The organism is Luteolibacter sp. Y139 (genome assembly GCF_038066715.1).
Lineage (GTDB): Bacteria > Verrucomicrobiota > Verrucomicrobiia > Verrucomicrobiales > Akkermansiaceae > Haloferula > Haloferula soli.
This window is the reverse complement of the sequence record NZ_JBBUKT010000016.1, coordinates 35,306-55,839: the sequence shown is the minus strand read 5'-3', so window position 1 is coordinate 55,839 and position 20,534 is coordinate 35,306. Positions and strand designations below refer to the sequence as shown.

At 63.2% G+C, this 20,534-nt stretch carries 22 protein-coding genes and 2 pseudogenes; 13 read left to right on the top strand and 11 right to left on the bottom strand.

Annotated features, from left to right (window positions below):
* Positions 1–20 precede the first annotated feature (20 nt).
* Positions 21–506 carry a hypothetical protein gene (locus WKV53_RS26780; RefSeq protein ID WP_341407917.1) on the top strand — a complete coding sequence of 162 codons (486 nt, stop codon included), beginning with the start codon at positions 21–23 and terminating at the stop codon, positions 504–506.
* Between the two features lie 205 nt (positions 507–711).
* Here WKV53_RS26780 and WKV53_RS26775 read toward each other — a convergent pair whose 3' ends face one another.
* Entirely contained in the window at positions 712–1,620 is a 909-nt protein-coding gene (locus WKV53_RS26775; RefSeq protein WP_341407916.1) for a hypothetical protein, read from the bottom strand.
* 126 nt (positions 1,621–1,746) lie between these two features.
* Here WKV53_RS26775 and WKV53_RS26770 point away from each other — a divergent pair, with 126 nt between their 5' ends.
* Entirely contained in the window at positions 1,747–2,178 is a 432-nt protein-coding gene (locus WKV53_RS26770) for a hypothetical protein (RefSeq protein ID WP_341407915.1), read from the top strand.
* An 11-nt stretch (positions 2,179–2,189) separates the two neighbouring features.
* Here the strand turns inward: WKV53_RS26770 and WKV53_RS28760 are convergent.
* Positions 2,190–3,212 (bottom strand): annotated as a pseudogene (locus WKV53_RS28760) (DUF4394 domain-containing protein); the annotation flags it as partial.
* Between the two features lie 117 nt (positions 3,213–3,329).
* Positions 3,330–4,181 (bottom strand): annotated as a pseudogene (locus WKV53_RS28755) (DUF4394 domain-containing protein); the annotation flags it as partial.
* Positions 4,182–4,252: 71 nt separating this feature from the next.
* On the opposite strand from WKV53_RS28755, the gene ispG reads away from it, so the two are divergent.
* The 3 genes from ispG to WKV53_RS26750 are packed head-to-tail and all read left to right on the top strand — an operon-like array spanning position 4,253 to position 6,789.
* The gene (ispG, locus tag WKV53_RS26760; RefSeq protein WP_341407913.1) at positions 4,253–6,043 is read left to right on the top strand and encodes a (E)-4-hydroxy-3-methylbut-2-enyl-diphosphate synthase; all 1,791 of its coding nucleotides are present in this window, start codon (positions 4,253–4,255) and stop codon (positions 6,041–6,043) included.
* A 15-nt stretch (positions 6,044–6,058) separates the two neighbouring features.
* Positions 6,059–6,334 (top strand): ATP-dependent Clp protease adapter ClpS, encoded by a 276-nt coding sequence (clpS, locus tag WKV53_RS26755; protein ID WP_341407912.1) that lies wholly within the window; start codon positions 6,059–6,061, stop codon positions 6,332–6,334.
* The gene (locus WKV53_RS26750) at positions 6,331–6,789 is read left to right on the top strand and encodes a DUF2017 family protein (RefSeq protein ID WP_341407911.1); all 459 of its coding nucleotides are present in this window, start codon (positions 6,331–6,333) and stop codon (positions 6,787–6,789) included. Before clpS ends, WKV53_RS26750 begins: the two co-directional genes overlap by 4 nt.
* A 33-nt stretch (positions 6,790–6,822) precedes the next feature.
* Here WKV53_RS26750 and WKV53_RS26745 read toward each other — a convergent pair whose 3' ends face one another.
* The 3 genes from WKV53_RS26745 to WKV53_RS26735 all read right to left on the bottom strand — a co-directional run bounded on the left by WKV53_RS26745 (position 6,823) and on the right by WKV53_RS26735 (position 9,676).
* Positions 6,823–7,755: a glycosyltransferase family 9 protein gene (locus WKV53_RS26745; protein ID WP_341407910.1), complete on the bottom strand. Its 933-nt coding sequence runs from the start codon at positions 7,753–7,755 to the stop codon at positions 6,823–6,825.
* A 42-nt stretch (positions 7,756–7,797) separates the two neighbouring features.
* On the bottom strand, positions 7,798–8,826 hold the full coding sequence (locus WKV53_RS26740; RefSeq protein ID WP_341407909.1) for a hypothetical protein: 1,029 nt from the start codon (positions 8,824–8,826) through the stop codon (positions 7,798–7,800).
* A 256-nt stretch (positions 8,827–9,082) separates the two neighbouring features.
* The gene (locus WKV53_RS26735; RefSeq protein WP_341407908.1) at positions 9,083–9,676 is read right to left on the bottom strand and encodes a DOMON domain-containing protein; all 594 of its coding nucleotides are present in this window, start codon (positions 9,674–9,676) and stop codon (positions 9,083–9,085) included.
* A gap of 124 nt (positions 9,677–9,800) precedes the next feature.
* Here WKV53_RS26735 and WKV53_RS26730 point away from each other — a divergent pair, with 124 nt between their 5' ends.
* The 5 genes from WKV53_RS26730 (at position 9,801) to WKV53_RS26710 (ending at position 16,295) form a co-directional block, all read left to right on the top strand.
* The gene (locus tag WKV53_RS26730) at positions 9,801–10,616 is read left to right on the top strand and encodes a DUF1287 domain-containing protein (protein WP_341407907.1); all 816 of its coding nucleotides are present in this window, start codon (positions 9,801–9,803) and stop codon (positions 10,614–10,616) included.
* Positions 10,617–10,642: 26 nt separating this feature from the next.
* Positions 10,643–11,464 carry a sialate O-acetylesterase gene (locus tag WKV53_RS26725; RefSeq protein WP_341407906.1) on the top strand — a complete coding sequence of 274 codons (822 nt, stop codon included), beginning with the start codon at positions 10,643–10,645 and terminating at the stop codon, positions 11,462–11,464.
* Positions 11,465–11,509: 45 nt separating this feature from the next.
* Positions 11,510–12,736 (top strand): hypothetical protein, encoded by a 1,227-nt coding sequence (locus WKV53_RS26720; RefSeq protein ID WP_341407905.1) that lies wholly within the window; start codon positions 11,510–11,512, stop codon positions 12,734–12,736.
* Positions 12,737–12,858: 122 nt separating this feature from the next.
* Positions 12,859–15,681, top strand: a complete 2,823-nt coding sequence (gene alaS, locus WKV53_RS26715) for an alanine--tRNA ligase (RefSeq protein WP_341407904.1) — start codon at positions 12,859–12,861, stop codon at positions 15,679–15,681.
* Between the two features lie 77 nt (positions 15,682–15,758).
* A complete protein-coding gene (locus tag WKV53_RS26710) occupies positions 15,759–16,295 on the top strand; it encodes a hypothetical protein (protein ID WP_341407903.1) in 537 nt (178 codons plus the stop codon).
* 152 nt (positions 16,296–16,447) lie between these two features.
* On the opposite strand, the gene pyrE is transcribed toward WKV53_RS26710, so the two are convergent.
* The gene (pyrE, locus tag WKV53_RS26705) at positions 16,448–17,014 is read right to left on the bottom strand and encodes an orotate phosphoribosyltransferase (protein ID WP_341407902.1); all 567 of its coding nucleotides are present in this window, start codon (positions 17,012–17,014) and stop codon (positions 16,448–16,450) included.
* Between the two features lie 503 nt (positions 17,015–17,517).
* Here pyrE and WKV53_RS26700 point away from each other — a divergent pair.
* Both WKV53_RS26700 and WKV53_RS26695 read left to right on the top strand, forming a co-directional pair.
* Positions 17,518–17,817 carry a hypothetical protein gene (locus WKV53_RS26700; RefSeq protein WP_341407901.1) on the top strand — a complete coding sequence of 100 codons (300 nt, stop codon included), beginning with the start codon at positions 17,518–17,520 and terminating at the stop codon, positions 17,815–17,817.
* An 81-nt stretch (positions 17,818–17,898) separates the two neighbouring features.
* The gene (locus tag WKV53_RS26695) at positions 17,899–18,246 is read left to right on the top strand and encodes a hypothetical protein (RefSeq protein WP_341407900.1); all 348 of its coding nucleotides are present in this window, start codon (positions 17,899–17,901) and stop codon (positions 18,244–18,246) included.
* A 128-nt stretch (positions 18,247–18,374) separates the two neighbouring features.
* Here WKV53_RS26695 and rpmA read toward each other — a convergent pair whose 3' ends face one another.
* Positions 18,375–18,632: a 50S ribosomal protein L27 gene (gene rpmA / locus WKV53_RS26690; RefSeq protein WP_341407899.1), complete on the bottom strand. Its 258-nt coding sequence runs from the start codon at positions 18,630–18,632 to the stop codon at positions 18,375–18,377.
* A 26-nt stretch (positions 18,633–18,658) separates the two neighbouring features.
* Entirely contained in the window at positions 18,659–18,970 is a 312-nt protein-coding gene (gene rplU, locus WKV53_RS26685) for a 50S ribosomal protein L21 (protein ID WP_341407898.1), read from the bottom strand.
* A gap of 123 nt (positions 18,971–19,093) precedes the next feature.
* Between rplU and tsaE the strand changes: the two genes are divergently transcribed.
* Positions 19,094–19,501, top strand: a complete 408-nt coding sequence (tsaE, locus tag WKV53_RS26680; RefSeq protein WP_341407897.1) for a tRNA (adenosine(37)-N6)-threonylcarbamoyltransferase complex ATPase subunit type 1 TsaE — start codon at positions 19,094–19,096, stop codon at positions 19,499–19,501.
* On the opposite strand, the gene WKV53_RS26675 is transcribed toward tsaE, so the two are convergent.
* On the bottom strand, positions 19,502–19,798 hold the full coding sequence (locus WKV53_RS26675) for a hypothetical protein (protein WP_341407896.1): 297 nt from the start codon (positions 19,796–19,798) through the stop codon (positions 19,502–19,504).
* Positions 19,799–19,844: 46 nt separating this feature from the next.
* Positions 19,845–20,522, bottom strand: coding sequence for an SDR family NAD(P)-dependent oxidoreductase (locus tag WKV53_RS26670; RefSeq protein ID WP_341407895.1), 678 nt, complete (start codon positions 20,520–20,522; stop codon positions 19,845–19,847).
* Between the last annotated feature and the right edge of the window lie 12 nt (positions 20,523–20,534).

The window sequence follows — 20,534 nt, the reverse complement described above, 5'->3', positions numbered from 1 at the left end:
GCCGGGGCCATTTTGAGCGGGTGGAAGACCGGATTCGACCTTGGTATCGCTCCCGGCTGTTCTGGCTAGGGGTGCCGGGACTGGTGTTTTTGATGTGGGGCTGGTGGAGGTCTGGAACCCAAATGGTGCGGTTCGACAATGGCGTCAATGACTCGAACCCCGCGGTTGCTTTCTTCTTCGATGAGGGGTGCTTGATGATCGCCTGGGAATACGATCCTGATTCCGAATGGCATCTTGAAGCAGAAGAGACGGGGATGTTCCGACAGGCCTCCAACCGTCCATTATACTGGCTTTCAGCACATTTCGGCTACGAGCTTGAGGAAACGGGCTACCGGCGGATTCACGAGTTCTACGTTCCTCTGTGGTTGTCCGTGCTGACCTACTCCTTCTTCTGGGCGGGAGCTTTGGTTTTTTGGAGACAGTTCCAAACCCACAGGCGCGTAACCCCCGTGCTGCCGAACTCCCATGGCCTCCTCGGCAAATTCCGGAAGGATTCCAGCGAGTAGCCGGTGGTCGAGCCCGCACAGCGGGCGGTTGGTGCCGCCCTTCGGTCCGAACCAATCAGGCAAACCGCGTCCGTTCTTCGAGCCCAGCTAGAACCCCATCCGGGGTTCCTTTCCCGCTCTCCGCCATCGGGGGATGGCACTCGTTCCTCGCTTACCCGGCTACTCGCTGACACCCCTCCGGGGTGACTAGAGCGAAAGCGCTCCCTCACTTCGCGATATCCCACGCCGCCAGCCACTCTTGGCCGGTCTTTTGCCAACCGGCGGCCAGCAGGCGCTTCTCCATGTCGGGGTAGTGCGCGGCGCCGTAGAAGATCCCGAGCTTCTTCTTCCCGGCCTGTACCTCCTGGTCGAGGACTTGCAGGCACTTGGCGTTGCGGTCGGAAACGATGACGCTGTCCCCTGCGATCGCGGCGATCTGATCGTCTCCCGCGCCGAGGGTGTGGACGAGTTCGCGCTTCATACCGTTTTTGTCACGGCGGACGATCGAGGTGAGTAGCCGGATGGTGCTGGGCTCCTTGATGGGCTTGGTCGGCTGCTGGAGACCGGCCTTGAGGACGAAGCCGAGGAGCGACTCCTTCCGCTCCGCCTGGAGCTCGGTGAACTCCTCGACGGTCAGGTCAGCGTGAACGAAGTTCGCCTTCTTGTAGTCGATTTCCTTCATCTGGTAGGCCAGCCCCAGCCAATCCGCGCCGGACTCGTAGGCCGCATGCAAGCCGTCCAGCTTGCCGGGCTTTTTCGGAGCCGCCGGTTTCTCCTCCTCTGCGGGGATTTCCTCTTTCTCTTCGGCGGGTTCCGCAGGCGCTGCCTCCGGAGCGCCGGCAGCGGGTGGCGGCGGCGGGGAACCGATGCCTTCGAAAAGCACGGCGTCGTAGCCGGTGAAGCGGGTGTTCAGGCCCTCGTAGTATTTCTTGTCCGCGATGTGGACGGCCCCGACCAGTTCAAGGGTAACCCCGCCCTTGGTGTAACGGGTGACGGCGGTCTGAAGCTGGGTGGCGGTCGCGGTCTCCTCCACTCGGATGAATTCCGGCGCTTCCACCGCAGCCTCGACCGGGGCGGGCTCGGCGCGGAGGCCTGTGAACAGGCAGGTGGCGAGGAGAAACAGGCGCTTTTTCATCGGTTGGACGAGCTTACGCGAGATAGCGCCGCGCGGAAGGAGGATCGTGCAGGAGAAATTGACGGCCGGCACCCGCCCGCCCGGAAAAAACTCCAAGCATTCCCCCCGCCGCGTGTCTGATTCTCCATGAAGACCACACTCCACAAGGCGCTTCTGATGGCCGCGCTTGCTCTGGGCCTGATGAATTCACCCTGTTTCGCGATGATTTCGATCCACGAAGTCACCGCCGAGGAGGCCAAGGAATGGAAATTCGAGGTCCGGGCCCTGCCCGCCGGGCCGGAGGACGTGAGGGTGGAGTTCGAGTTTCCCGCGGAGGGAAAGTTCAAGGACTACCGGCGGGTCGACTTCAGGATGCAGGAGGACGACGGCAAGATGTTGGCCGTGCTCGAGTTGAAGGAGGAGCGGACCAAGGACGGCAGGGTCCTCGTCAGCTTCGCCACCAGCCGGGAAAACCTGGGGAAAATCGCCCTCTGGGTAGTGATCGGCGGCGGAGCCCGGGTCGGCGGGGCCTATCAAATCCAGCCGAAGTCCTTCGTGGACCTCGGCAAGCTGAAGTAAGGGCGTGAATCCTATGGCGTGACCGCCCGCCAGAAGCGGCGGCGCTCGCCGTCGTAAAATGGCACCGGGACCGTGGTGGTCGTGGCGGTAGTGGTCACCGTGCCGCCAAAGGGCTGCCAATTTGCCAAGTCCGTGCTGGTTTCGATCTGGCAGGCGGCAGCAATGGCGGAATTCCAAGTGAACGGGGCATAACCCGGGCCCCCCTCACCCGCGACGGCAAGACCGACCAGCACGGTGGTGCCGGCGCCGATGTTCCCAGCCGCGGTGGCCGCCCCGGTCCTCAGGTTGATCCGGTAGAGCTTCGTCACGCCACCCACGGTGAGGGCGGCCCAGCCATCGCCCGGGGATGCGACATTGGAGACCGTGTTCCTTGCCCCTTCCTGCGTGATGTCGAAGCCGGAGGCTGCGGTGAAATCCAAGGGCGCTCCGTTCAGCTTCACGAGATTGCCCGAGGTCAGGGTCCCGCTGTTCTGCGGGTTCATGATGTAGAGCGAGTCCGTGGCGGGATCGAGGGCGTAGAGAGTGGTGGTTCCGCCGCTGAGCGGCTGGCCGAAGGAATTCGTGAAGGCGCAGGAAGTCGCGCCCGTGGAGAGGCCATTGAGCGGACCATCGGTATTGGTGCCGGTAGGCGTGCCGCCGGTGCCAAGATTTCCATCCACCGCGGCACCGGTGTTAGGATTCACCCGGAAATTGATTCCCGCTCCACCGGCATTGCCACTGGTGACGCGCAGCCGGTCCACCGTCGGATTGAAATCCATGCCGTACCCATCGGAGGCCGGCGGCATGGCAACCACCGCTCCGACCGCATCGACAAACTGGATGCCGCCCTGAACGGCTCCTGCCGCCAGGCTAGCAACGCCCGTCATCGGATCGATCAGATACAGGCTCGCATTGTTACTCGTCGAGTTGACCGCCACGCCATAGAGCTGGCCCGTGGCAGGCCGGTAGTCGATGCCCACCAGGGTCTCGTTCGCCGCCAAGGCGGCAAGGTTCAGCGCCTGGGTGGTGGTCGTGGTGGGAGTGTTCCGGCGGAAACGGATGAGATTCCCGGTGGCAGTCAGGCCGATCGCCACCGGCACTTGTGTGGCCACCGCCAAGCTGCGGATGGCAATGCCGGAGGGAACTGAAAGCTGGGTCGCGTCGCCGTTGCTAAGATTGATCCGGTAGAGGCGGCGGCTTCCACTGTCCAAAACGGCGTAGGCGAAGCCGGTCGCGGCGGTATTGGAGATGGCCGTATTCACCCCCACCGGGATGTCGAAGCCGCAGACGGTATTGAAATTCAGCGGGATGCCTCCCACCGTGACGCCAGCAATCAGGTTCTGGGTTCCGTTGTTGGGCGGGGTCTGGATGTAGAGCGAGTCCGTCAGCGGATCGATCGAGTAGAGGGTCGTGATGTTCCCATTGTCGGGGAAATTGTTCGTATAGGCCACCTCGCCGACTGTGGTGGTCCCGCCGTTGATCGTACTGTCCGGATTGACCCCGTTGCCGGAATTGCCATCGCCATCGATGCAGGCTCCGGTGCTCGGGTTGACCCGGAAATTCAGGCCGGAACTGGTCACCACCCGCAGCCGGTCGGCGGCGGGATTGAAATCCATGCCGTAGCGGGCGGAATCGAGCTGGATCTTGACGGCGGAGGTGTCCGTCATGCCATTCGCGCTGCCCACTGCGGTGGCAAAGCCGGTGACGGCGGAGATGCAGTAGAGCTGGATGGTGTCGTTGGTGGTATTCACCCCCAAGCCGTAGAGCTGCTGGTTGATCGGCCGGACGTCGATGGCGACCAGGCTGTCGCCGACAGTCAGGTTGGTGATCGCCACGGGCGGAGAGGTCTGCGTCGGGGCGGAGTCGCTCAGGGTGGCCAGCTGATTGGTGTCACTGAGCAGGTAGAGACAGGTACCCGGTAAGCCCGGATTCGGAGCCGCGAAGGCAATGACTGGTAGGGCGGTCAGGCCGATCAAGAGGGAGGAAGCTCTCACGCCACCGTTTGATATCCTGTTTTCCCTCATAATCAAGCCGACTGGCGCCCGGCACTCCGCCGCCGTTGCCGAGCACGCATGGATCGTGTATCTCCCGCGAAATGAGCGACCACGCGCTGCTGCGATACTGCCCCGACCTGCTGGCCTACAACCGGCGGAAAACCCGCGAAGTCCTCGTCGGCAAGGTCGGCATCGGCGGCGGCAACCCGATCCGCGTGCAGTCGATGATTACCTCGGACACCCGCGACACCCCGGCCTGCGTCGCCGAGGTGCTCCAGCTGGCCGAGGCCGGTTGCGAAATCGTCCGCATCACCGCCCAGACCAAGATCTACGCCGCGAATCTGGAAAACATCGCCCGCGAGGTCCGCGCCGCCGGCTGTGACGTCCCGCTGGTGGCGGACATCCATTTCAAGCCGGATGCCGCGCTCGAGGCCGCGAAGTGGGTCGAGAAGGTCCGCGTGAATCCCGGCAACTACGCCGACAAGAAGAAGTTCGAGATCCGCGAGTACAGCGACGAGCAATACGGCGAGGAACTGGAGAGGATCCGCGAGGAATTCGCGCCGCTGGTGGACCTCTGCAAGTCGCTCGGCCGCGCGATGCGGATCGGCACCAACCACGGCTCGCTCTCCGACCGCATCATGAACCGCTACGGCGACTCGCCGCTCGGGATGGTGGAGAGCGCGCTGGAGTTTGCCCGCATCGCGCGGGAAATGGACTACCACAACTTCGTCTTCTCGATGAAGGCCTCGAACCCGAAGGTGATGATCGAGGCGTATCGCTTGCTCGTGGCTCGCCTCGATCAGGAAGGCTCGGATTGGAACTATCCGATCCACCTTGGCGTGACCGAGGCTGGCGATGGTGAAGACGGCCGCATCAAGAGCGCCATCGGCATCGGCTCGCTGCTGGCGGATGGGATCGGCGATACGATCCGCGTCTCGCTCACGGAAGATGCCGTTTTCGAGGTGCCAGTCGCGAAGGCTCTGGCAGCGCCATTCCAGGAAATGGCGGACCAGCCCCCTGCCCCGGCGCTCGTCCCTTCCTACGATCCCTTCTCCTACGTGCGTCGTAAAACCGATGCGCTGGAGGTGATGGGCCTCAAGCTCGGCGGTGAGAACACGGTGCGTGTGTTCACCTCGCAGGATAAGTGGAATGCCGTGGCCCACAAGATCGCCAAGATGGGTGACTTCAAGCCGGAGATCGTCGTGGAGAAGAGCGATGTGATCGCGATCGATCCACGCGATGAAGCCGCGCTCGCCGAACTCAACCACTCGCCCACCGCGAAGCTGGTCACGGTGAAGGACGGCCTGGATCTCGGCGTGATCCCGGCGTTCCGCATGCTCGCTTTCCGGATCGATGCGCGGCATCCGATCCTGCTGAAGGACACGCTTTCGCCGGCAACCGGAGAGAGCGGTGACTTCGTCGAAACCCTGCTCGTAGCCGCCCGTCGCATCGGCTCGCTGCTGTGCGATGGCATCGGTGATGCGATCCTGGTGCAAGGCGAGCCCGCTCCCGGCCAATCACTACGACTCTCGTACAACATCCTTCAGGCTGCGGGCACCCGCATCTTCAAGACCGACTATGTCGCTTGTCCGAGCTGCGGCCGCACGCTCTTCAACCTGCAAAACACCACGCAGAAGATCCGCTCTTCCACCGGCCACCTCAAGGGCGTGCGCATCGCGGTGATGGGCTGCATCGTCAATGGTCCCGGCGAAATGGCCGATGCCGACTTCGGCTACGTCGGCGGCGCGCCGGGCAAGATCAACCTCTACGTCGGCAAGCAGCCGGTGAAGTTCAACATTCCCGAGGACGAGGCCGTCGAGCGCCTGATCGACCTGATCCGCGAGCACGGCAAGTGGATCGACGCGCCGTCCGGCGAGCCGGTCGAGGTTTGATTCGATTTGATCGTCATGTCCGACACGCTGACCGAGCTGAAGGAAGACGTGGCACTCGACGTGCCGTGGAATGTCGTGGTGCACGATGATCCCGTGAACCTGATGGGCTACGTCACGTGGGTGCTGATGAAAATCTTCGGCTACCCCGAGAGCCGCGCTGCGGCGATGATGCTGGAGGTCCACAAGCGTGGCCGCTCGATCGTGTGGAGCGGCGAGCGGGAAAAGGCGGAGTTTTACGCCCAGCAGTTGCAAGCGCACCAATTGAAGACATCCTTGGAAAAGGCGGAATGAAAGTCGGACCCACGCTCCAAGGCGGCCTGCGCATCGATATCGAGAACCCTCTCGACTGGATGGTGATGCGGTGCATCCCCTACGACGCGCGTGGCGGTGGCATCGACCTCGCGGATCGATTGTCCGCACCGATGGCGAAGGACGAGGGCATCGACGATTGGCGCGAGTTCGTGGTGCCGGATCTGCAAGAGGGCTTCAATTCACAGGTCGAGATCATCGAGAAAGCACTCGCTGGCAGTGGCGGCGATGACGAGGCGGGGCAGGTGTTCATTCTTAAGGAAGACGCCGAACTGTGGTACGGCGGGCTCAACCAGGCGCGCCTCGCTCTTGAAGAACGCTACGGCTTCTCGGACGAGGATCCCACCACCATGACCCCCGGCAAGCGCTCGGCGTGGTTCCGCTCGCAGTTCTACCTGCACGTGCAGAGCGTGCTGCTGGACCACGTGATGCGGTAGCCTTAAGGGGTGTCGACGTTCCGTCGACGCGTCTCAAGGAATCGCCCGCAACACTTCCTCCACCTCCAAGTCATTCTGGCACCGGAGATCCATCCGGCACTTCGGAGCATGGCACGGCGAGCACTCCACCTTTCGCCTCACGATCACGTGCTGCTTCCCGAGCGGCCTCATCCATTCCGGCTCACCGGGTCCGAAAAGTACGACGCACGTCGTACCAACATGCGCCGCCAAATGCGGCACGCTGCCATCAGCCGCCACGCATAGCGAACACGACGCCAATTCCTCCAAGGCTGGCCAAGCTAGCGTCACGGCTTCCGCCTCGGGAATCGCTTTCGCCAGCGCCGATCCTTTCGCGCCGCTGGCAATCCGGAGCTGTCTCCCCTTCCCCACCAAGTCCTTAGCCACTGCCACCCAGCGATCGAGCGGCCATTCATAGTGACCGCCGAAATCCGAGTCGGGAACTAACAGGACGCGCTCGACGGCTCGCGGCACATCGAGCTGAAGCGCCGTGAAATTCTCCGCTACCATCGTCTCCGCCCCAAGCTTGCCAGCGAGATCCAAGTAGAAGCGCACGCGATGCCGGACCGGCCCCGGTGCTTCAACGAGCGCCACGGGTTCCGTAAGCCGCTTGGCAAGATCCTTCGTCTGGGGCCCGAGCCTCCGCGCCACGCCAGCTTTGACACAAGCATCCGCAGCGACACCGGCTTCCCACAGCAGAACCGTCTTCCGATCCTTCAAGCGGCTCGCCAGTTCACGCGCAGAAGCACGCTCGCCGTAGCTCATCACCGCCTCGAATCCCGTCGCTTTCCAAAAGCCACTTTGCCGCTCGGGACAAAGTACTTCCACGGTCACCCCCATGCGCTGGATCGCCCGCAACGCTGGCACCGACAGGCAGGCTTCACGCCATTCCACCGGCGCCGCGACAAGCAGCGAATCACCGGGAATGAGCAAAGGAGCGTCAGGCACGCGGGGAGTTAGAAGGGATTCCTTTGCGCGGGCAAGCCGGGGTCATTTGTTTGCCTTCTCCAGAGCTGCCGCCAAGTCCGTGGCGACCTTGGGTTCAAGAAGCAGCAGCACCTTGAGCTGAGCCGGATGCATGGCTTCGGCAAGGCCGACGATATCATTGCCATCCGCAGGAAACTTTTGCCCCGCGACCACGGGCAGCACTTCCCTCAGGCCTCGCAACCGGTCCGGAGCCTGGGCATCGGAGCTTTTCAGAAGCCCCATGACTTCCTGCTGTCGTGGGCTCAATTGGACCCTTTCCGAAGGTGCCGAGTTGGGTTGCGCGAGCCAATAGGAGGGTTCCAGCAGACCCGTTGCGGGAAACAGCAGATCCGTCCTGCTCAGGTGATCATCGACTCGGTCCCTCAGGTAGCTCCGCTCCGGTCCGCCAGTATTTGCAGGCGCGCCCGCTGATTCGATCTTGAGGAAATCACCTTCGCAATCACCCACGAACTGTCGCCCACTCGCTTTCGATTCGTGCCGTTGCTGTGCCGAGAGGCGGAACGCATCGGCCAATGCGTCGTCGTACCAGCTTTGTTGGTGAAGTGCCCATAGTAGACTGGCGGCCTTTAGCCTGACCGCCGGCTCGGTACCAATGGAGAGTTCCAAAAGCTGCTGCGTGTTCGCATCATCGATATCCAACGGCTCAAGGATCGCCTCGATGATCGCCCTGAAGCTCCCCGGCCCGTCATCCAGTCCCTCATTCTTGAAGTCCGCCAGGATCCACTCCACTTGGATCGCCGTCATGCCCTTCTGGCAACGAGCGGTATAGTCTTCCGCCACGTCGCCCTCCTCCCTCGGCTTGCGGTCGCTTACCTTGGTCGGCAGCAGGGGCGGGCCGGTCGACTTGGCGGCCCGGTGCCCGTTCGCGATCTGGAGCGCCAGCCATACCCCGACCAGCGACAGCACGAAGGCCGCCATCAGCCACGCGGCTCCGGGGATGGCCTTGCGCCGCGGCTCCTCCTCCGGCTCGCGGAACAGCTCCAGCAGCTCGTCCAGGTCCGGCTCGGGCTTCTCCTCCTCAACGTCGGGCACAAGGGACGAATTACGCCTTCCCGCGCCTCACCGCAAGCCATGGCCTGAAAACGCAGAACCCGCTGTCTCCGTCGGGGGGAACGAGGGCAGCGGGTCGTCCTGGGGGACAGCGGGGGGATTCTAGCGTTACCGTCCGGGGGGGAGACGGTGGGTGTGCAAGTTGGCCGTTGGGGGGAGCGGCGTGGCTTACGGGAGTCATCATGTCCGATTTTCCCCCTACCAACATTACGCGATAGCGTGTTCGGGAACGAATTCGTCACGCATTGACGAATTTCACGGGCGAAAACCGCTCCGGCCGGTGGAAATCCGGCTCCCCTTCCCCGAGATTTGCCACGCTGAGGAAACGCTGCTCCGGCGAGCCGAGGATGAAGGTCACGTTCAGCTTGGTGGTTTCGCCGAAGTTCAGCCGCGCCTCCAGCAGATCGAGCGGGATCGCCATCGCCGCGACCCAGCCGCCGTCGGGGGCGAGTTCGGCATAGGTGGCCACGTCGGGGAAGACGATGTCCCCCTCCTCCGCCCGTTGCCGAGGTGCCGTGAATTCGCAGCTCCACCACGCGGCATTCGGGGAAAGATTGAACTCAAAGTATCTCCCACTGGTCGGATCGGTTAGAAAAAGTTCTGCAACGTCGTATTTCCAAAGCTCCGGCACGAATCTAGCAGGACGCGCCGCCGGATGGAGTTTCGCGGGTTTCCCGTGGCTCGCCACGAACCACAACCTGCGGGGATCTACGGCAACGCAAAACGCGGCTTGCGATGTCAACGCAGTCCCATACCAATCCTTCGAAATGCCAAATAGCGGTAGGTCCAATTCTCCCCAGACCAGCGGGTTCGCACAGCGGATGACCGTCATGCCGTTACGCCTACGAGTCTCTGGCCGGGGGGTCGAGACCTCGATTTTCAGAAAAAATTTACTGCGATCCGGGGAAATAGGTGGCATTCCCGTCGCGCTTTTGGTTTACTTTTCTTAAAAGATTATGGCTCGTCGCCGACCCAACAATCAATTTGGAACCATCGAGTATATCGGTCCCCGTCCGCAGGCTAAGAAGCCCCAGCGGAAACCGGCCAATTTTCTCGGTGGTTGGGTGGTGCTGATGATCGCTGGCTTTGCGGTCTGGCATTTCGGCAAGCCGCTGGTCCCGCTGCTCCGCGCGCAGCAGTCGGTCGCCTCCCAGGACGCGGCGGACATCCTGATCCTCGATCTGGCCCCGTCGGCGGAATTCGGCGACCGCCTCGCCTCGGCCGCGCTGCAGCGGACCAAAAAGGAAAGCGTCTACGATACCGACTACTACACGATTTCCTACCCCGGCGGTGACCTGCCGCCAACCGGCGACGGCAAGCTGCGCGGCAAGGCGGAGGATCTGATCGTCCGCAGCTACCGGAACCTCGGAGTCGACCTGCAGGTGCTGGTCCACGAGGACATGACCAAGAATTTCTCCGTCTATCCGCAGCTCTGGAAGCGCCGTGAGCCCGATGCCAACATCGACCACCGGATGATCCAGAATCTCCAGCGCTACTTCACCCATCAGGGCGCGGAGCTGAAGAAGGAAGGCAAGGTGTCCCGCGAGAGCGGCGACTACAAACCGGGCGACGTGGTGGTCTGGATGCTGGCCAGCGGCGACCTGCACTGCGGCATCGTGGTGCCCGGCCCCGGCGAGCGCAAAAACGAGGCGTGGGTGGTGCATGATCTCGGCAGCGGCCCGAAGTGGGAAAACGTGCTGACCGACTATCAGATCCACGGCCACTACCGCTTCACCGGCGTGAAGCACGAGACCGAGACGGTCGAGAACTGAGCTTTCCCCGGCCGCGTCTCACAGGCATGAGCGGCCCGTCACGATTTCTCCGCCGCTGGGGGCTCCCGCGGCTTTCGGGCGCTTGGGAGTTGCCGGCTGGTCCGGCCGGCTTTCCCGTCTTCCTGCTGATGGGCCAGTCGAACATGGCCGGCTTCGGCGGGGTCCATCCGTCCGATCCGTGGCAGCCCGGCGACTTTTCCCCGGTGCCGCGGGCGCTGGTGCTCGGCGGGCAATGCACACTCAAGTCGCACCGTCGCCGTGGCTGGACGCGCTGGCGGCCGGCGGCTCATCCGCTGCACCTGAGCCAGAAGAGCGCCTGCTTCGGCCTGGCGCTTCCGTTTGCGAGCAGGCTTCTGGAGGAGAATCCGGCGCTCACCATCGGCCTCATCCCGTGCGCTTGGGGCGGTGCGGGAATCGACCGGCTGGGGCCGGGCACGCCGCTCTACGAGAATGCCATCAGTCGTGCCCGGCAGGCAGCGAAACGCGGCACGCTGGCCGGTGTGCTATGGCATCAAGGTGAGACCGACGCGCTCGATGACTCACTAGCCCGCTCCCATGCGGAGAAGCTGGGTGCCTTGATCGCCCGGCTGCGATCGGACCTTTCAGTGCCGCAGCTGCCGTTCCTGATCGGCGATCTGGGCACCTTCGGCGATGCGAGGCGCGATCCCGCAGCCTTGGCTCGCCAGGATCTGGTCCGGGCCGGTCTGCGGCGGGTGGCGAGCGAGGTTAGCCATGCCGCCTTTGTCGAAAGCGAAGGCCTGGCCGGGGTGGATGCCGTGCACTTCAGCCGCGCGGCGCTCATTGAATTCGGCCGACGCTACGCGCAGGTCTATCAGAGCTCCTTTTGAACTTCCGCCTCGACCCGCCGGGCCGATCCCGCGAAATGATAACTCGTGGATCACCGGCAAACCGCAGGCCTCGGCGTGGTACTACTGCTTCTCGCGGCCGGTCTTGCCTTCCTGCCGTCGAAGACGGACTCGCCTGCGGGTTCTTCAGCCGCCGCTGCCTCTGCAAAAGTCCGCGATCGCGGCGCCCTTTCAGGAACGGTGGCGCAGCGGACGGAGCAGCTCCGCTCGATCTGGCGCATGGCCGCCAGTGGCAGTGCCACTCCGCAGGAACTCGATCTGGCGCTGGAGCTGATCCAATCGCTGCCCGCTTCGGCGCTGAAGGGACTCGTCACAGAGCTCGCGCCCGAGCCAGACCGCACGCTCGATCTGCTGGTCGCGATGGCCCGGCGGATCGGCGACCTGGAGGCGGAGCGCGGCCTCAAATGGCTGGTGGCCGAGGCGGAGAATACCGAGGAGATCTTCGAGCCGCTTTTCCAGCCTGCGCTGGATGGCTGGTCGGACAGCGATCCAGTTGGCTTGCTGGGGGCCTTCTTCAACGACGACAAGTCGCTCGAATATCGCATCCGCCGCCGTGAAAACTCGACGTGGGGTGACGATGGAATCGCCCCGGACATCGTCGCCAAGGCAGCCGAACGCGATCCCGATGAGGCGTGGCTGCTATTGCGGAAGTGGCAGCGCCGGACCCTCGGAGACGACTTTTTCAAGGGGCTCGATCCCTCGCTGGCGCAGCACTTCGCAGGACGGATCAAGGAGTTGTTCCACGACTCCGAGTGGCCGGGCTTCGAGCATCTCGGCGGCACCGCCGAATCGTGGCAGGAGGAACAGGAGGTCCGCCGGTCTGCGGCCACCGCGTGGTTTGCCCTCGACCCGGACAAGGCACTTGCATGGTTCGATTCGGGCAATCCCGTCGAGAGCTGGGAACCGGGTGCGTCCGCGGGCGCACTGGGTTCGCGCCTCTACCTCGCGCAGCCCCAGCGCGCCATGGAGTGGCTGGGTGGCAAGTCGGCGAACTACCGGGCCGCCGCGGCGATCGAACTTTCCTACGATCTGGTGGCCGCTCCCGAGCTTCCGGACTCCCGCTTGGACGATCTCGCGGTGCTCACCGGCTGGATGGAGGAGGGCAGGGGAAGGCGGAACTGGTTGGCCGGCCTGTCCGCTGCCCTCGCACAACGGCAGCAATCCCAGCGGCTCGCGGAGGTGGCGGATGCCCTGCTGGCGCGCCTTGATTTGACGGCCGAGGAGCTGGCGATCTTGGAAAACCAGCGCCAGTAGGAGAACCCCAATGGAGCAGACGGTTGGTGAGCTTTCTCGCCCCTTTCCCGGGCTTTACTCGTCGCGGGCTTTCGCGCACGTTCCCGGCCCTTTCCGCGTCAACGACTTTCCGATTCCGACCCATGACCGCAGCCGAGATTCGCCAGAGCTTCCTCGATTTCTTCAAGGAGAAGCAGCACACCATCGTGCCCTCCGCCTCGCTGCTGCCGCAGTCGCCCGGCCTGCTGTTCACGAATGCGGGGATGAATCCCTTCGTCCCATATTTCCTCGGCGTCGAGAAGGCTCCATATGACCCGCCACGCGCGGCCGACACGCAGAAGTGCATCCGCGCCGGCGGCAAGCACAACGACCTCGAGGATGTCGGCTACGACACGTACCACCACACCTTCTTCGAGATGCTGGGGAACTGGTCCTTCGGCAACTACTTCAAGAAGGAGGCCATCCAGTGGGCATGGGAGCTCGTGGTCGAGCGCTGGGGCCTGCCGGCGCATCGCCTGCACGCGTCCGTCTATGCGCCGAAGCCGGGTGATCCGGGTGAGTTCGACCAGGAAGCCTACGACATCTGGGCCGAGCTGTATCGCTCGAAGGGCTGCGATCCCGCCGTCCAGATCGTGAACGGCAACGTGAAGGACAACTTCTGGATGATGGGCGAAACCGGTCCCTGCGGCCCCTGCTCGGAACTCCATGTGAACCTCACCCCTGAAGGCGATCCAGCCACCGGCCGCCTGCTGGTGAACAACGACTCCGACCTCTGCATCGAGATCTGGAACCTCGTCTTCATCCAGTACAACGCCGAAGCCGATGGCAGCTTCCGTGAGCTGCCCGCCAAGCACATCGATACCGGCATGGGCTTTGAGCGCGCCTGCTCGATCATCCAGGGAACGAAGGGCTTCACCGATTTCTCTAACAAGCCGTCGAACTATGCGACCGACGTCTTCATGCCGATCTTCCGCAAGCTTGAGGAGCTGAGCGGCAAGACGTATTCGAACATCTACCCGACACTCGGTGCCGACCGCTCTGCCTTCACGGAAGAGATGAAGGATGCGATCGCCTTCCGCGTGATCGCGGATCACCTGCGCACGCTGAGCTTCTCGATCGCCGACGGTATCATGCCCGGCAACAACGGCCGGAACTACGTGCTGCGCCGGATCTTGCGCCGCGCGGTTCGCTATGGACGTCAGCTTGGATTCTCGGGTGAGAAGCCGTTCTTCGGCGCGCTCGTTGAAACCCTCGTTAGCGAAATGGGCGGCGTCTTCCCGGAACTGAAGAATCGCCAGGACACCGTCCGCGCGACGCTGGAGCAGGAAGAGAGCAGCTTCAACCAGACGCTGGATCGGGGCCTCAAGCGCTTCGAGGATGCGATGCCCGACGTGAAGGAGAACACGCTCTCCGGCGACGTCTCATTCGAGCTCTACGACACCTATGGCTTCCCGGTGGACCTCACCGAACTGCTCTGCGCCGAACGCGGGCTGAAGGTGGACATGCCACGCTTCGAGGAACTGATGGAGCAGCAGCGTGAACGCGCACGTGCCGCACAGAAGAGCACCGTCGTCCGCGCACTCGACATTTCCACGGAGGCCGCCACCGGCTTCTCCGGCTTCGAAGATGATTCGGTCGAAGCTACCGTGCTGGAAGTCCATCCCCAGGACGACGCGCTCTTCGTCATCACGGACAAGACCGTCTTCTACGCTGAGATGGGTGGTCAAAGTGGAGATACGGGAACTCTCGTACTTTCCGGCAATGAGATCCCGATCACGGGTGTGCAGCAGGTCGGCAAGGCCCGCGCGCATGTCGTCGACGGTTCGGTCGCGGTGAAGCCCGGTGACAAGGTGACGCTGAAGCTCGACACCGTGCGCCGTCGTCCGATCGAAGCGCATCACACCGCGACGCACTTGCTCCACTGGGCCCTCCACGAGGTCGTCTCAAAGGACGCCGCGCAGCAGGGTTCATCGGTCGATGAGAACCGCCTGCGTTTCGACTTCAACAGCGGTGCCGTCACGCCCGAACAGATCGCCGAGATGGAGGAGAAGGTGAATGCCTCCATCCAAGCCAACGATGCCGTATCATGGAAGGAAGTCCCGCACGCCTCGATCAAGGGCCGGCCGGACATCATGCAGTTCTTCGGCGACAAGTACGGCGACCTCGTCCGCGTGGTGCAGATCGGTGGTGGCCGCGGTGACCTCACGGGCTACTCGATGGAACTCTGCGGCGGCACGCACGTCCGCAATACCGGCGAGATCGGTCTATTCAAGATCAAGAGCGAGGGCGCGATCGCTTCCGGCGTGCGCCGCATCGAGGCTGTTTGCGGTGAAGCCGCCTGGGCTTACCTGAATGAAGCCGTGGAGAAGTGGGATGCCGACCTCAAGGCTGCTCGCGAGAAGCTCAAGGCCGCGAATGACAAGCTCGCCTCGCTCGGTGAAGCACCGGTGACCGTGAATGATTTTCCGCACATCATGGGCGCGATGCTCGTGGAGCGTGCCGACATTTCGCAGCTCAATGCAACCTTCGCGCACGGTGCGCGCACCTTGGAAGAAACCAAGGAAGCCGCAATCGAGGCCGAGAAGCGCTTCAAGAAGCTGCAGGCTGGTGCTGCCGCCAAGCAGGCCGATGCCGCGCTGGCGGAACTCATCGCTGCCGGTGGGCCGATTGTCGCAACCTTCGAGGCCGATGCCTCGCTGCTCCAGGAGCTGCTCAATGGCATGAAGAAGCAAGGCTTCACCGGCGCGGGCTTCGTGATCGTGGATGACGGCGAGAAGCTGCATCTCGGCGCGTATTGCGGCGATGCGGCACAAGCGAGCGGGCTGAAGGCCGGTGACTTGCTTCGCGACCTCGCTGCCATCGCTGGTGGCAAGGGCGGCGGCAAGCCGGACCAGGCGCGCGGTGCGGCTCCAGAGCGTGAAAAGCTTGCGGAGCTGGAAGCCGCAGCGAAGGCGAAGCTGTCCTGATCCTGTGGCGTCGACGGAACGTCGACACCCCTTATCTCCGGTCTTGAGCGCATGGGAGGATGCGGCATCTAACGAGCATGCCGAACTATCCTCGTGCCGTCGTTGCCTTGGCTATCGCTGTCAGCGCCCTACTGACCGGTTGCGTCACCCACGACCCGCCGCCGCAAGCATCCAAGCCGGTGCCAGCGGACGTCGATACGTGGCAGAAGATCTCGACCAAGTCTTGGCAAGTCCCGGTGTATGAGAAGCGGGAGAAAGCGCTCCAAATGCTTCAGGGCAAGGACTGGCGGCGGATCAACGCCAACCAATACTACGATCTCACGACGGGGCCCCAACCCACTTCTCTCAAGATCGACCTGTTGGTTTCGCAGCAGCTCTATCTTGTGAAAGGTAGAGGCTACGGAGCAGCAGGTGGGAAGATCCGCTTTCAGCCAAAAACCCGCGAGCTGTCCGTCTTCCTGGCAGCCTACAATGGAGAGATGCTGATCCCGGGCATGCGCTGGGATGTCAAAGACATCCCGGTGATCGTGGCCCTGCCGTCGGCACCTACCAAAGTTCATCAGTCCGCCGAAATCGGCGGCGACGGCATCTCGCGCTTCATGGATCACGATTGATCGAGCCGCGCAATTGAGATCGCTTGGCCGACTGAGAAGCGTGGACACTCTTGTCCACCAAAACCACGGGCACGGGCGGACAGAAGTGTCCGCCCTCCTTAACTTGCCACGTTCACATTGGACGCGTCGACGGAACGTCGACACCCCTTATCTTACTCGAGCAGCGTGCTGCGCGAGTAGAGCGCGATGACCGGCACGCCGCGCTCCTCGATCGCCTGGCGGCCACCTTCCTCGCGGTCCACCAGCACCAGGGCAAAGGCGACCTTTCCGCCTTCTCGTTCGATCACGTCGATCGCCTTGATGGTGGAGCCGCCGGTGGTGATGACGTCGTCGACCACGATCACGGTCTGGCCTTCGGCGAAGTTGCCCTCGATCTGCTTGCCGCGGCCGTGGCCCTTCGGCTCCTTGCGGACGGTGAAGACCTGCAGCGCCTCGTCCGGGTTTTCGATGGCGCTGGCCATGCCGACGGACAGGGAAATCGGGTCGGCACCGAGGGTCATGCCCCCGATGGAGTCGATATTCAGGTTTTCTTCAGTAATCTTTTTGCGAACGGCCGCCCAGCCGAGCTTGCCGATCATGTTCGCGCCGAAGGGATCGAGCGCGGTGACGCGGCAATCGATGTAGAGGTCGCTCTGCTTGCCGGAGGCGAGGGTGAAGGTGCCGGTGCGGACGGACTTTTTCAGGAGCAGGGCTTTGAGGTCGGCGGCGAGGTCGGACATGGGGGAAGGCAGAGACAGAAGACTGGAAGAGGCAAGACTTGAAAGGGGAGGGAAGGTGGAATCAACGTCTCGACCGTGGATGACCGAGCCGCTCGTTTGGAGACCAGCCTCCCGCCATTCCGGGACGGCGGGAAGCTCCCGGCCGGGATGACGGCTGAAGAGCATGAGCGATGGATGTGGCAAACCCGCCTCAGGCAACTGGCCGTCGCGGAAACGAAGGCGTGGAAGCGATTCGCATGGGGCATGGGAATCTATTTCGGCCTGCTTCTGCTCATGCCGCTCGGGATGCTGCTCGCTGGCAGTTCCATCATCGATCACAAGGTCCCTGCCAACCCGGGCCTTGTCTGGTTAGCCGGGATGATCATACAGGGTATTGGAAGCCTTTGCTTTTGGCTGTTCGCCATTCCGCTGTTGCTTCGCTTCGTCCGCTGGGTCGGGGCGATGTGGCGGAGGCGGAGATTCAGTTCGACGCCGGGAGCGGATCCCGGTCAGCTTTCCCGGAGATGACGCCCGACGCACGCAGTCCCCAGGAAAAGCGCTGGTTCAGTATCATGCTCGGCTTCTCCGCCGTGGCGGCCCTGGACTTCCTCGGGATGACCGGGATGCACTACTGGGCCAAGGGCGAGATCGGTGAGCGCAAGGCGGCCGGCCAAGTGGATGCAGCCTATTCGCTCCTTCAAAACGTGGGGCTCGCCACGCTGATCGGTCAGGGGATCCTGATGATTGCCTGCATCGGCTTCTTCATCTGCGGAGCGAGGTGGCTGATCGCAATGAAGAAGCGGAGGGCGGGGGGCTTGGGATAAGTGGCACCCCGCGAACGACGGTGAGCGAAGCCGATTCGACGTGATGTCCGCAGTTGATCAAAACAGCCAACATCCGAGTCCGTGAGTGTCGTATCCCCTGCGAATCCTGCCGCTTTCCGCAATAGCGAAAAGCTTTGGTTCCGATGGGCCATCGTCTGCGCGGTAAGCCTTTGTCTAGGAGTGGTAACTTGGGGCATCACCGCCTATTTGACCAACGAGGCAATGAACGAAATCAGCGCGGTCTTGGGCGCGAGTTCAGATCTTCCGGACCCTGATTTCATACAGCGGAAAGCTGCCCCGATTAAAATTCTCGCTATGACCACCAGCGGACTGCTTCTGGCATTCGGCGCAGGTTTTCTGTTCTGCTTCGTTCGTTGGCTTTTAGCGATCCGGCGTCGGCGCGCGGCTGAGGCCTTTGGGATGCACTGAAGGTACCAATTAATCCGTTAGCCTTGGCGACCGGAGTAGTGGAGTAGCTTCAGCGGGGCTGAAATTGGCACGGAAAAGCCGCCGACCCTTGCGGGAAGGCGGCTTTTGGAAAACTTCGTTCGCTTCGCTTAGTTCGCGGAAGCGTTGGCACCGACATTCACGCGGCGGCCTTCCTTGTCGAAGAACACGCGGCCTTCAATGACGGCGAAGATGGTGTGATCACGGCCGATCTGGACACCGGCACCGGGGTGCCACTTGGTGCCGCGCTGGCGGATGATGATGTTGCCCGGGATAACGGCTTGGCCGCCGAACTTCTTGACGCCGAGACGCTTGGAGCGCGAGTCGCGACCGTTCTTGACGGAGCCTTGACCTTTCTTGTGAGCCATGACGAGAGAGTGGTTGGAGAACTGGATTAGCCCGCGATGGAGACGATCTCCAGCTGGGTAAGATGGCGGCGGAAGCCCTTGGTCTTGTGGAAACCCTTGCGGCGCTTGAACTTGAAGGCAACGCCCTTGGGTCCGCGATGCTGCTGGACGACCTTGGCAGTGACGCTGGCGCCATCGACAAGCGGGGCACCGAGCTTGATGCTGCCGCCTTCACCGACCATGAGGACGTCGAAAGTGAGGGTCGCATCGACTTCGACATCGAGCTTCTCGACGTCGATCTTGTCGCCCTGTTGGACGCGGTATTGTTTACCGCCGGTTTTGATGACTGCGTACGCCATGGCTGAAAAGGGATGGTGGCCACCCGGGAGCCGGGCGGGCGGGGAGATCACCACGGGTCCGCGAATCGGGCAAGGGAATTTTTTGAAATCGACGCGAGGAATCTGATCGGGATTCTGCGGGCCATGGAGCGGCTGGTGCGCGATGAGACGGAAATGGAAGCGCTAGGCGCGGAAATCGCGGCGGAGATGCAGCCCGGCAGCGTGCTCGCGCTGGTCGGCGGGCTGGGGGCGGGGAAGACGCGTTTCGTCAAAGGCTTGGCGAAAGGCGCGGGCTACGCGGGCGAGGTGACCAGCCCGACCTTTGCGCTGGTGCATGAATACCGGGGCGGGCGGCTGCCGCTTTTCCACTTCGACCTCTACCGGCTGAAGGATGACGCCGAGCTGCTCGGCATCGGCTGGGACGAATTTTTCGACGAACCGGGAATCGTGATCGCCGAGTGGGCGGACTTGTTCCCGCAGCTACTGCCACCGGGAACGCGCTGGCTGCGCTTCGAGGTGATCCCCGAGGGTGGACGCCGCGTCAGCGGCTGATCACTGCAGGGAGCGGTTCACGGCATTCAGCGCGCGACCGACGGTGCCATTCGTGCGCTGGACGGTGGCCGGCGCATTGTAATACGTGCGCTGGGCGGTGCCGACGGTGCGGTTCACGGTCGCTCCGGAGCGATTCACTGCCTCGTAGGTGCGGCCGGCGGTGGGCCGGATCTCGCCGTAGGTGCGGTTCGCCGTCGTGAGCGTGCGGCCGGCGGTTGCATTCGCGCTGTTATAAGCGTTCTGGCCACACGACGCGAGGAACGCGATGGCGGCGGCGGCGGCGAGACGGGTTTTCATGGGCGCGTAACTTAGAGGTCCGGGGGGATCGGTCAATGCGACATTTTCAGCCAATCCGGCTGTCGAGCTGGAAAACCTGGCCGGAGGTGTGGGGAAGGTGATCGTGAAGGTGGACCAGGAATGAGGCGACGGCCTCCGGCGTGTTAGACCGGCCGAGCACATGGTCGCGCCGGATCTGCTCGCGGCGCTCCCCGGAAAGTCCCGCGGTCATGGGGGTATCGAGGAAGCCGGGAAGGATGCCATTCACCCGGATCCCGGCAGGTCCGAGTTCGCGGGCGAGGCTTTTCCCGAGGCCGATGAGCCCGGCTTTCGCGGCGGCGTAGGCCGCTTGCCCTGCCGGCGGATGGAGGGCGGAGAAGCTGGAGATGAAGACGATGTGGCCCCGCCGTGCGCGCAGCATCGGGCGGGAGGCGGCCGCGGCGCAACGGGCGGCGCCACGGAGATTGACGTCGATGACCTGATCCCATGCCTCCTCATCCAGGCGGGCGAGGGGAGCATCGCGGGTGATGCCGGCATTGCAGACCAGAAGCTCGGGCTCGTGACGGCGGAAGAAATCGCGAACGGCTCCCGGATCGGTCACATCGAGCTCGCGGCGGCCGGGAGCGAGCACCGTGTGGCCAGCCTTTTCAAAGGCGGCGGAGAGCGCCCGGCCCAATCCGCCTTCGCCGCCGGTGATCACGACAAGTCCGCCCACGCGGTGGAGCGTGGGCGGACTTTCCATCATGAGCAATGCAAT